The 11,985-nt window shown below is 69.2% G+C and carries 6 protein-coding genes and 3 pseudogenes; 7 read left to right on the top strand and 2 right to left on the bottom strand.

Annotation, left to right across the window (positions count from 1 at the left end):
• The first annotated feature begins 2,048 nt into the window (after positions 1-2,048).
• Positions 2,049-2,690, top strand: coding sequence for a hypothetical protein (locus tag ACGFSA_RS30820; RefSeq protein WP_393309330.1), 642 nt, complete (start codon positions 2,049-2,051; stop codon positions 2,688-2,690).
• 540 nt (positions 2,691-3,230) lie between these two features.
• Here the strand turns inward: ACGFSA_RS30820 and ACGFSA_RS30825 are convergent.
• A pseudogene (locus tag ACGFSA_RS30825) lies at positions 3,231-3,404 on the bottom strand (RNA-guided endonuclease TnpB family protein); the annotation flags it as partial.
• A gap of 4 nt (positions 3,405-3,408) precedes the next feature.
• Between ACGFSA_RS30825 and ACGFSA_RS30830 the strand changes: the two are divergent.
• Positions 3,409-3,974, top strand: a pseudogene (locus ACGFSA_RS30830) (RNA-guided endonuclease InsQ/TnpB family protein); the annotation flags it as partial.
• 58 nt (positions 3,975-4,032) lie between these two features.
• Here the strand turns inward: ACGFSA_RS30830 and ACGFSA_RS30835 are convergent.
• Positions 4,033-4,188 (bottom strand): hypothetical protein, encoded by a 156-nt coding sequence (locus ACGFSA_RS30835; RefSeq protein ID WP_393309331.1) that lies wholly within the window; start codon positions 4,186-4,188, stop codon positions 4,033-4,035.
• A gap of 340 nt (positions 4,189-4,528) precedes the next feature.
• On the opposite strand from ACGFSA_RS30835, the gene ACGFSA_RS30840 reads away from it, so the two are divergent.
• The 5 genes and pseudogenes from ACGFSA_RS30840 (at position 4,529) to ACGFSA_RS30860 (ending at position 11,629) form a co-directional block, all read left to right on the top strand.
• A complete protein-coding gene (locus ACGFSA_RS30840; protein WP_393309332.1) occupies positions 4,529-5,587 on the top strand; it encodes an NAD(+)/NADH kinase in 1,059 nt (352 codons plus the stop codon).
• Positions 5,588-5,772: 185 nt separating this feature from the next.
• Positions 5,773-7,617, top strand: coding sequence for a glycoside hydrolase family 15 protein (locus ACGFSA_RS30845; RefSeq protein WP_393309333.1), 1,845 nt, complete (start codon positions 5,773-5,775; stop codon positions 7,615-7,617).
• Positions 7,618-8,172: 555 nt separating this feature from the next.
• Complete coding sequence (locus tag ACGFSA_RS30850; protein WP_393309334.1) at positions 8,173-9,027, top strand: hypothetical protein; 855 nt, start codon at positions 8,173-8,175, stop codon at positions 9,025-9,027.
• Positions 8,964-9,458 carry a hypothetical protein gene (locus ACGFSA_RS30855; RefSeq protein WP_393309335.1) on the top strand — a complete coding sequence of 165 codons (495 nt, stop codon included), beginning with the start codon at positions 8,964-8,966 and terminating at the stop codon, positions 9,456-9,458. Before ACGFSA_RS30850 ends, ACGFSA_RS30855 begins: the two co-directional genes overlap by 64 nt.
• A gap of 170 nt (positions 9,459-9,628) precedes the next feature.
• Positions 9,629-11,629, top strand: a pseudogene (locus tag ACGFSA_RS30860) (family 20 glycosylhydrolase).
• Positions 11,630-11,985 lie beyond the last annotated feature (356 nt).

The raw sequence follows: 11,985 nt of genomic DNA on the forward strand, positions 1-11,985 counted from the left end.
TGCGACGGTGCCGGCCACGACCGCGGCACCGGCTGCGAACATGCCCAGCGACATCTTCTTGGTCTTGGTCATGCGGGCGAACTTCGTGGACATCGTGTTGAACGGCATTCCGTAATTCCTCATCTGTTGTCGGGCGATGCCAAGAATTATTAGGTGAAGGAGAAATGCGGGTCAATGGCCCCCTTCTACTAATGGAATTCGTAATGGGTGCGAGAAATGATCGGGAGAAGCGCCGTCAAGCCTGCGGAGCAGGTCCCGACAGGTCTACTATCCGGCTTCGAGGTGACGCCCGTCACGTGGCTCACCCCACACGGCAAATGCCGCAAATAGGCACAAGAGTGGCGCAGGCCACATGGTCTGCGTCACATAAAGGGCGCCCTATTCGCTCACCGTAATGCCGAATAAACACGCCGTATTGGCGGCGGGGTGGCGATTATCGACGCGAATCGGCAAGGAATCCTGACCGGTGGCCGGCGCGTGACCGGTCCGGTGGCGGCACACGACGGCGGCGGCACGCGGCGAGTACCACCGCGTGCAGCATTCGCCTTCTTCGAGGACGGTCACGACCGCGCCGCACGGTCTTCCGCCACGGAATCCTCCCCGCCCGCGGAACCGCGGGGGCTTGGGGCCTGTGGCGCACGGTGGCAGGGAAGACGGTCCGGGACCTCGAAGAGCTCGCCACCGCGCGCCACGACTGCACGGCCCCCGAGGTGGCGCCCTGACACCCGCCCATGGGGTGTCGGTGGCCGGTGCCATACTCGCGCCGACCATTGCGCTCGCAGTGTTCGAACGGGGGCTGCGGCGCCTGGCGAACGATGGTCCGTCCTGCCCCCGGCCGGCTTCGATGCCGCATCGGTGCGCCACTGGCCCCGGCAAGTACCGTGCCTGCCGCTGCGCCCGCGAGCACTACGTGCGAGAGTCTGCCGCCGCTTGACTCCAGCCGGTTCGCGGGCGCCTTTCAGCGGCCCGGTGATGTCGGCGGCCATGTCCCGGAACGGGTCACGAAGCTCAACGGTGTGGCGGGGGATCCGGCGGCCAGGGGCCTGACGCTGCCGCAGGACTTCGTCACGTTCCGGACCGGCGCGCACATACGCGCATATATACGCCCCGCCCGGCGCCGCGGCGGTCGCCGGCCGCGGGTCCGTAAGAGATCGCGGCATTCCTCCGTCCTCGGCGCGCCGCAGCGCTTCTTGGCGGTGGCCCCGCCGGCGCGCGGTCCCTGGCCGGTGCGGGACCGGCGCCGTCGGCGACGCCGCCGATATCCCGCGCGCCACCCCCAGCGGATCCCCGGCACCGCCGGCCGCATCCTGCAGCGAGCCGCGTCCGCGCAATCCCGCTTCGCGCCGAGCGGCTTTTCCCGGCCGGGCGGGATGTCCGCCGGTCCAGCCTCGAAGCAGCGAAGGAACAGGTCGTGTGACTGCCCGGCGCCCTCGGCCGTGGGCGGGCCGTCCAGGGCCGGCCCGCATCCGCTCGCACGCTCCCTGGGCGTGGGGGAGTTCCTCGAACTGGCCGTACTCCCTGCGGCCGGGCTGCCGGATGCCTTCGGTCCGGGCTCCGCCGACGCCGGCCTGGGAGCCGATCCGTGACCCGGCGCTCGCCATGCCCCCGGTAGCGGCCGGCCACGAAGCACCGCTGGAGATCGCCGCCTCTCCCGGGCCCGCACGTGCGGGCTGCCGGGCCGCGGCGGCATCGGCGGAGCAACAGGGGTGTGGTGGGTCGCTGTGGTGGCCGGGGTGGTGGGTGGAGGGCGATGGCAGCTGTTCAGGGCGGTGGGGGTGAGGTTCTGGGTGTGCCGGATCCGGTGTTCATGCTGCCGAGAGGGTGATCGGGCGTCATCAAGTCGCCCAGAAGGCCTAATCCTGTGCCAAATAAGCTTACTTTCATATGTGTTGACGGTACGTCATGTGTTGATCGGTGTGCGGTGCGGGTCGTTCGTACACCCGGTCGGCCCCCTGGTGATACATCCGATATGACAGCTAAAGGCGCCATAAGTACGTTCATTGCAGGCCGGTTGCCCGGCCGACCCTCAGAGACAAGGGAGAAGTGACATGAAGACGCGTACCGTCGCCGTGACCGCTGCCGCAGTGGGCGCCGCGGTCATCGCCACTACCGGCATCACCTATGCCTCGGCCGCCGGATCCACCCAGGCTGCCCCGTCCGTCCAGCAGGCCGCCCCTGACGCGGCTCCGCTGGGCGGTGACGGCGGGAACAGCGGTGGCGGCAAGGGGAACGAGGGAGGCGGCAAGGGGAACGAGGGAGGCGGCTACGGCGGCAACGAGCGTGGCGGCAACGAGCGTGGCGGCAACGAGCGTGGCCACAAAGAGCGCCGCCACCACCGGGAGGAGGGCCGGATCTTCATCAACGAGCGGTCGTACTCCGCTCGTGGGGAGGATGGCTGCATCACGGTGGTGAGCGGTCTGGGTTCCAAGAGCTTCAACGTCCGTAACGACAGCCGCCGGACCGTTGAGTTCTTCCAGGGGGCGACCTGCGACAACGGTTCCCCGGTCGCGACGGTCGGTCCCTGGAGCACCAGCAACAATGTCTTCACCCGTAAGCACATCCGCGGCGGCGTGAAGGTCCGCAACGGTGTCGTGGGCAGCTTCCGGGTGGTCCGCGACCACTACGGCAGGTTCGACAAGGACGACAGGTTCGACGAGGGCGACCGGTACGACGAGGGCGACCGGTACTGACCCAGCCGCTTGCGTCACAGGGAAACCCCGGCCCGTCGGAATCGGGCCGGGGTTTCCGGCATGCGAGGCGCATCCCCCGGCAGACACCCCGAACCCCCGCACCCGCTACGCCATGCCCGGCGTCCACCGAGGCAACCCGCGCGTCGCCATGGCCGTCCCCCCGCGAGCTGCGGCGGATCGAACACCGCGCGGTTGCGGTTCCACCGGATCCACCTGCGCACCAAAGGGCGGCCAGGCCATCACGCCATATCTCGCGGGAATCGAACGCCTGCATGTCGTCGGGCAGCAGCACCCGGGAGTGAGCCGCGCACGGGGCCGACCGCCTGCCCGCACGACCGGCCGCAAACCGCACGGCCGGACCGGCCCCTGCTGCGCCCGGCCCGATGGATCGCGCCGTTCCTGCCCGGCCTCGCTCCGGCCGTCATGGTCCGGGCCGTGACGGCCGGCAACTCCCGCAAGCACCGCCGGACCGACGCGCCGCGGCCGGCCGCGCCCGGCCCCGGCCTCGCCGGCACCCGCCGCGCCCGGGTACCGGCGGCGGGTGCCACCGCCGGTCAGCGTGCGCCGGGAGGTGCCGGGGGCGGGGACCTTGTGCAGGGTGCCGCCGCGTCGGGCGGTCTTGTACGTCAGCATCGTGACGGTCCGTCCCCATGCCTCCTGGCTGATCGAGCGGTTGAGGCCCGATTTCTGCGCGACGTTCCTGCCTGGCTGTTCGCGCCCCCGAAACGGCCGGAAGAACGCCGACGCCCTCGCGGATGCCCAGCGGGCGTTGAAGGCATTTTCGCGTGCCGGCCGGGACAAGCGGACGGCCAAGCACCGCCGGGCCGTCGAGAAGGTCGCCGAACTGCACGCCAAGGTACGCCGCCGGCGCCTCGACCACGCACACAAGACCGCTCTCGCGCTGGTCCGCACCTACGACCGCATCGCGCACGAGCGGCTCAGCATCGCGAACATGGTCCGCGCCCCCAAGCCCAGGCCGACCCCGAGAACCCGGGCGGCTTCCTGCCCAACGGGGCCGCCGCCAGGGCCCAACTGAACACAAGCATCCACGACGCGGGTTGGGCGGTGTTCCTGGGCATCCTCGCGCACAAGGCTGAAAGCGCCGGTCGAGACCTGATCCCGGTGGACCCCCGCAACACCTCCCGCACCTGCCCCGACTGCGGGCACGTGTCCGAGGAGAACCGCCCGACACACGAGAAGTTCCAGTGCACTCAGTGCGGTCATACCGCCAACGCCGACCAGGCCGGCGCACTGAACACCGCTATCAGGGCCAGGCAGGTCCTTCCCGACGTGGCCCAGCCACCGAACAGGAGAAGCCCCCCGGATTCATCCGGGGGAGGAGTCACCTCTCGTCGTCCTCCGCCCGGCGCTCGCCCTCGGCCTGGGACGGCTGGGTGCGTGTGGTGGCCGGATGCCGCTGCTCAGCCGGATTCATGTCCTCTTCGAGCCTCTCGCCCTCGGCCTGCGACGGAGTCGGGTACTCGTCGGTCGGGCGCATGGTTGCCTCCACAGTCGGAACACATGCATACAAAATGATCGTAACGCTACGATATGCGGCCGCTGCACATGCCGTTCGGTGCGGTATGCGGTGCGCGAGGACTCCGGCACCGGGAGGGCAGGAAGAACTCTTCCCGGACCGCGGGGAAAAGACCGGGCGCCGGCTCCACGGCAACCCGAGGCCGGTGCAGCAGCTGGCGCTGCGACGCAGGCCGGACCGGTCCGTGTTCACCTCTCCTCCTGACCGGCGCAGGAGAGGACATCACCGGCCGGTCCGGTGGCCCCGGGGAAGATCCGTTGCGATCTGCGCGGCGTGCCGGGGCGGTCTACGGTGAGAAGTGATGCCTCTGAATCGGCTGGGCCTGGTTGTCCACCAAGGCCGGCCCGCCGCCGTCGCGGCGGCGCGGACCGCCCGCCTGTGGTGTGCCGCGCGCGGCATTGCCTGCACCGACATCGACGTGTGGCGGGAGGGGGAATCGCGGCACGGCGGCCAGGAGGAGGCCGAGGCGGCGGGCCACCCCGGGCTGATCATCACGTTCGGCGGTGACGGCACGTTTCTGCGCGGGGCGCGGATCGCCGCCAAGGACGGGGCGGCGGTGCTGGGCGTGAACGTGGGCCGGCTCGGCTTCCTGACCGAGATCACCACCGACCAGGTGGAGGACGCGCTCGACGTTCTCCACCGGGATCAGGCGGTGATCGAGGAGCGGATGGTGCTCACGCTGCGCGCGTCGCGCCCGCTCCGCACGCCCGTCGGCCTGGACACGGTGCTGTGCTACGGGCGCGGTCCCGCGCTGCCCGCGCCGGCCGTGCGCCCCGCCGGGGTGCAGACGGCCGGCTGGGGTGTCGCCCTGGACGTCACCGCCGTCAATGACGTGGTTCTGGAAAAACTCGCCCGGGACCGGCAGGCGAGCGTGGCCGTGTACCTGGCCGGGCAGCTGCTCGCCTCCTACTCGGCCGACGCGGTGATCGTGGCCACCCCCACCGGCTCGACCGCCTACAACTTCGCCGCGGGAGGGCCGGTTCTGGACCCCGCCGCCGACGCCATCGTCTTCACCCCGGTCGCTCCGCACATGGCCTTCGACCGCACCGTGATAGCCGCGGTCGACGAGGCGGTCGTGGTACACGTGCTGCCGCATTCCGGCCAGGTGGCCGTGAGCATCGACGGGCAGACGCGCGGAGTACTGGAACCGGGGGACTGGGTTGCCGCCTACCGCGCACCGTACCGGCTGCGCCTGGCTCGTCTGGCACCGCTGGCGTTCTACCACCGGCTGCGCGAGCGCTTCCAGCTGGCCGACGCCCCGGCGGCCGCCGTCGACCAGACCCCGCTCTTCCACCGGCCCGACACCCCGCCACCCGACGATCTGGCCCACCTGCGCCGGCCCACGCCGCCTGCCGCATGAACGCACGGCCGGTGACTTTGCCGGCTCTGCGAGGCTGACGAACCACGCCGCCGGATCCGCGGCGCCGCCCACGGCGGTGGCGGCTGAAGCGGCAGAGCCAGGCGCACATGCGTGGCGATTTAAGCTGTTATCAGGGTTGTTTTCGGCTTCACGGCGGTGGCGCCGCGGTGGCAGGGAGGCCTGGCATGGCGTTCGAGAGTGCCGGATGCAGTGGATACGGGCAAGGGGAGGGTTCCCCGCGCTACCTGCCGATCGCCGACCACGGTCTGATCGGCGACCTTCGTACCGTCGCGCTCGTGGGCACCAACGGCACGATCGACTGGTACTGCTGCCCACAATTCGACGCACCCAGCGTGTTCGGCTCCATCCTGGACGCGGACCGGGGCGGATCGTTTCAGCTGGCCGCCGACGTGCCCGCGCGGACCCGCCAGTTCTACTTTCCCGACACCAATGTGCTGATCACACGGTTCTTCGCCACGGACGGGGTGGGCGAGATCCAGGACTTCATGCCCATCGGCGACGAATCGGGCGAGGTCCACCGGCACCGGCTGATCAGACGCCTGCTCTGCGTCCGGGGCTCGCTTCCGTTCACCGCGCGGGTGGCTCCCCGCTTCGGGTACGGGACCGAGCCGCACAGCGCACGCCTTGAGGGCGACAGGGCGCACTTCGAATCCAAGAACCTGTCCCTGGCACTGACGGCCACTGTGCCGCTCGAATGCGACGGCACGGACGCCTGGTCGCACTTCAAGCTGCTGGAAGGCGAGTCCGCGGTCTTCGCCCTCGACCGGATCGGGGCAGAGGTCGCTGTGCGCGGGTGCGCCCGGCGCGAGGCGGAGGACGAGTTCCAGGCCACGGTCCGCTTCTGGCGGCACTGGCTGGGCGCCTCGCGCTACCACGGACGGTGGCGGGAGATGGTGCACCGCTCCGCACTGACCCTGAAGCTGCTCGTCTACGCGCCGACCGGCGCGATCGTGGCAGCGCCGACGACGAGCCTGCCCGAAGAGATCGGATGCGAGCGTAACTGGGACTACCGGTACACGTGGGTCAGGGACGCCGCCTTCTGCATCTACGCCATGCTCAGGCTGGGCTTCACATCGGAGGCCGAAGCGTTCATGGGCTTTCTGTCCTCCTGCATCATGTGCGACGACGAGGCCGCCGGACCGCTGCAGATCATGTACGGCATCGACGGACGCCGCGAGCTTCCCGAGCGCGAACTATCACATTTCGAGGGGTACTTGGGGTCGTCCCCGGTACGGGTGGGAAATGCCGCCGCGACCCAGCTCCAGCTGGACATCTATGGAGCGCTCATCGACTCCGTCTACCTGTACGACAAGTGGGGGCAGCCCATCAGCAGCCACCGCTGGGACGAGGTCGGCGCCGTGGTGGACTGGGTCTGCGACCACTGGGACCAGCCGGACGAAGGCGTCTGGGAGATCCGCGGGGGACGACGGGACTTCCTGTACTCGCGCCTGATGTGCTGGGTGGCCATCGAGCGGGCCATGCGCATGGCGACCCGGCGCGGCTTGCCTGCCGATCTTGTCCGGTGGCGGCAGAGCCGTGACGCGATCTACCGGCAGATCATGAGACGCGGCTGGTCGGCCGAAGCCGGCGCCTTCGTCCAGCAACTGGACGGCGACGTCCTGGACGCCTCCGTGCTGATGATGCCCCTGGTCAAGTTCGTCTCCCCGGTCGACCCGAAGTGGCTCTCGACGCTGGACGCCCTTGGCGCGAACCTGGTCGCCGACTCGCTCGTCTACCGCTACGACACGGGAGCCAGCCCGGACGGCCTCCTGGGTACGGAGGGCACCTTCTCGATCTGTTCATTCTGGTACATCGAAGCCCTCACCCGGGCCGGCCGCCTGGAAGAGGCCCGCCTGGCCTTCGAGAAAATGCTCACCTACTCCAACCATCTCGGCCTGTACGCAGAGGAAATCGGACCGACGGGAGAACAACTCGGCAACTTCCCGCAGGCCTTCACCCACCTGTCCCTCATCAGCGCCGCCTTCAACCTCGACCGCGCCCTCGGCTGAACCCGCAGGCCCCGAAGGACGCCCGAACACACCGCCCGGCACCCGCCCGGCCCGCGGCCGCCGCCTGTGGGCCGGTGCCCACGGCCGTGGCCGCGCCGGGAAGTTCGCTGCAACGCCGAGGGCGCCATGCCCACGACCGGTGTACCGGCCCGAGGAACGCGGCGGGCTTCGCGGTGGGTGCCCCCGGTGGTGACACTTCCCGACGCACCCACCCCAGCCGCCGCATACCGCTGCCACGGGCGGTTCACGCAGACCGCACCGCACAGGACGCCGACGGCGCCGGCCGGCTGGACGGTGCGCGCATGCGAAGGGCCCGGTGGGGCAGGGACCCGGCGTGCCGGGCCTGAAACTGCCGCTGCGGCAGCTTCTACCGTCCTTACCAGGGCCGAAGAGACCGGCCCGGTGAAGCTGGCTATGAACGACTTGTCTGGCCCCAGCGGAACGAACCTTTGGGCCCCAGGAGTTTGATCGCAGTTTGAGTGTTCGTCAGAAGTGGCCCCAGGGGCGGTCTTGCAGTGGGAGCATTGATGTGCTTCCGACAGTCAGGGGGCCCGCATGGATGGCTCGAGAACCAAGGTTGAGCTCTTCGCGGCGATCCGCCGCGACTCCCGTACCGAGAAGCTGTCGATCCACGAACTCTCGCGCCGTTACGGGGTGCACCGGCGTCTGGTACGCGAAGCTCTGACGTCTCCGTGGCCGGCGCCCCGCAAGCCGATGCCTCCGCGGCCTTCGGTGGTCGACCCCTACAAGCATCTGATCGACGCGATTCTGCGTGCTGATCTGGATTCCCCGCGAAAGCAGCGCCACACCGCCAAGCGGGTCTTCGACCGGCTGGTGGACGAGCACGGGATGGACAACGTCTCCTACGGCCGGGCACGGGACTACATCAGGCGCCGCAAGCCCGAGATCTGGGTCGAGGAGGGCCGCGGACCTCCCAGTGTGTTCATCCCGCAGACGCATCGCCCCGGCGAGGAGGCCGAGGTCGATTTCGGGGACGTCTACATCACGCTCGATGGCGTGCGCACCCTGTGCTACCTGTTCGTTTTCCGGCTCTCCTTCTCCGGGAAAGCTGTGCACCACGTGTCGGCCTCGCAAGGGCAGGAAGCCTTCTTCGAGGGCCATGTCCACGCCTTCCACGTGCTGGGCGGCATACCCAGGGGCAAGGTCCGCTATGACAACCTCACCTCCGCCGTGGCCAGGGTGCCCGGCTTCACCCGGGCCCGCGTGGAGACAGACCGCTGGACCGCATTCCGCAGTGCGTTTCTGCGGGTCGGAGTTGTCGAGATGCACGGTGGATTCGCGGAAACCCTCACGGGCACTCCGCAAGGAGGAGTCGCCCCCCGCTGTTGGCCAACATCTATCTCTCCGTTCTGGACCGGCATTTCTCGCGGATCTGGAACACCGAGATGAGTCCTGGCTGGCAACGGCAAGCCCGGCGGCGCAAGGGGCTGCCGAACTACCGTCTGGTGCGATACGCCGACGACTTCGTCGTGCTGGTGCACGGCACCAAGTCCGAAGCCGAGACGCTCAAGACGGAGATCGGTGAACTGCTGGCCCACGAGCGACACGATGTCGGCGCAGGAGCTGCCTGCCGGAGCCGGGAGCGCGGCCGGCCCCGAGAATACGCGCTGGTCATGAGCACCACAGAGCGCCGTGAGGGCGGCGAGAGTGAACCGGACGGCATTGCTGTCGTCCTTCCAGCGGGACAGGAGCATCGGCAGCTCTCGGTGTGCATGCCTATCCAGTGGCGGCCCGAAGTACCGCGCCGTACAGCGATGTGGCTTCGCCTCCCGGCCTCAGCCCTGCACCACGGCCGCCGGACGAGCCAGGAACCCGGCTGAACGCGAGACGGACCAGGCCGCCCTGGAGGAGCTCCACGTGACGGGGACACAAAGGAACCGTGATGCTCATTATTGCGTGAAACATCGGAGTGTCGAGCGCATTGACGCATGGTGGGGGGCGGTTCACGATAAGGCAGCCCGTGTTGGCAGCATCGCGAGGAGCCCAGAGCATGAGACGTTGGATACCTGCGGCCGCTGTGGCAGCGACTGCACTGATCGGGCTGCTGCCGGGCAGCCCGGCAGCCGGCGCACAGTCGCCGAACCCTGCTCCCGTCACCGTTCCGGCCATCCGGACGTGGATGGGCGGCACGGGGCAGTGGAAGCTGACGAGCACCAGCCGCATCGCCGTGTACCCGACCTCGGCATCCGAACTCACGGCCACCGCCCGGCTGCTGGCCAACGAGCTCTTTCTGCAGGAGGGCATCAGGCCCAAGGTCGTCACGGACACGCCTGGGAGGCACGACATCGGCCTGGCCCTGGGCACACCCCCAGGCGTCGCCTCTCCCGAGGGCTACGAACTCGAGGTCGGCTCGGCCGTGCAGGTCACCGGCAGGACCCGGCAGGCGGTCCTGCACGGAACTCGCACTCTGCTCCAGTCCCTGCGTACGTCCTCCACGGTCCGCACTGTTCCTCGCGGCACGGCCACCGACTGGCCGGCGCACGGCTCCCGTGGGGAGATGCTCGACGTGGGGAGGAAGTACTTCCCGCTGGACTACCTGAAGCAGCAGATCCGTCAGGCCGCCTGGTACAAGCTGAACACGGTCCACCTCCACCTGTCCGACTGGAACGGGTACCGCGTGGAGAGCGCCAAGTACCCCGAGATCGTCTCTCCCCAGCACTACACGGCCCGGCAGTTGCGGGACCTGGAGAACTACGCCGACAGCTACGGTGTCACCATCGTGCCGGAGATCGAGCTTCCCGGCCACGCTGCGGCCATCGGCAAGGCCAAGCCGGAACTCGCCTTCACCTGCGAGTCCATGTCGCGGCCCAACAACTCCTGGGAGGGCAGCGACCAAGGCCAGTGGACGCTCGACTACACGAAGCCTGCCACCCGTTCGTTCGCCCGGGACCTCGTCACGGAGATCGCCGACATCTTCGTCAAGAGTCCCTACGTGCACATCGGGACGGACGAGGTGCCATTGACTGCCGCATAGGCGGCCTGCCCGGAACTCGTCGCCTACCAGAAGCAGAAGGGCTACCCGTACACCAGCGACGTACTCGTCGAGTTCATCAATGACCTCGATGCCGCTGTGCGATCTGCAGGCAAGACGACACAGGTCTGGCAGTGGTGGGACTTCGCGCAGACCACCAGCATCGCTCCGGACAAGCGCATCGTCGTGAACGAGTGGCTCTCCAGCCCCGCAGGCCGGGCCGCTCAGGGCTACAAGGTGATCGGCGCCCAGGACGGCCCCCTCTACGTAAGCCCCGGTCTGGGGAACAAGCCGGGGCAGTACGGCTTCTTCGACATCCGCACCACCTACCGTGACTATCCGTTCGCGCAGCAGCCCGGAATCCTCGGCTACCGCGTCGCCCGCTGGTCGGACCGGACACAGACGATGCCCGTGGGCTGGGTCGACTACTTCGCACGACGGCCGCTCGCCGTCGTCGCCGACCGGACCTGGGGAACGCCGGCGGGTTCGGACGTACGTCCCTTCCTCGACCGGTACGACCAGGTGGGCGACGCCCTGCCGGTGCGGGGCGCGGACCCGGCAGACCTCGACTCGCAGATCGGGGCCAACCCGGGAATGGTCAGCCAGAACGGCTGGACAGCGACTGCCACCAGCGAGGAGGCCATCGGCGAGCCCGGCGGGGCCGCGCGGGCTGTCGACAATGACCCGTACACGATCTGGCACAGTGCGTACTCGGCCGGTTTGCCGCAGCAGATCTCCGTCGGTCTCGGCAGCGAGCAACGGATCGCCGGCATCCGCTACATGCCCCGGCAGGACGGCGGGAGCAATGGCAGGGTGAAATCGTACGAGGTGCTGGTCTCCTCGGACGGCACCACGTGGCGGAAAGTGGCCGCAGGCAGCTTCCCTGGCGACCGTGCGGAATTCGTAGTGCCCTTCACTCCGGTGAAGGCACGTCACGTCGCCTTGCGCGTCATCAGCGAGCACGGCCCGGAGAACCGCTACGCCACAGTGGCCGAACTGGACGCAATACAAGCCCGCTGAGCAGCCACCCGGCTGTGACCCGGCACGCCGGCCCCTCGACGGTGACGCAGGTCGCCAGGTTCGTCTGGTGACGTGAGCCGACCGCCAGGGGCCGGCTTCCTGTGGGCCCCCCCGGGGGACTCTGTTTCGACCGGCAGCTCCGGCTCCAGGTCATCCCCGGGGCGTCCACGTCGTGTCAGCGGCAGTCGATGATGTACCGCCGTCGTCGTGGATGGCCGCCAGTGGCTCCGCTGCTTGGCCCGGACGGGCGGCCCTGTCGGAGCCCCGTACCGGGCACGCCCGGAGTGAGTTCGGCGGTGTTGCGGGAGATCTTCTCCACCTGGGCGCGGGTCTCGGCTGTCTTGGGCGATGCATCG

This window comes from Streptomyces sp. NPDC048496 (assembly GCF_043200055.1).
In the GTDB taxonomy this organism is placed as follows: domain Bacteria; phylum Actinomycetota; class Actinomycetes; order Streptomycetales; family Streptomycetaceae; genus Streptomyces.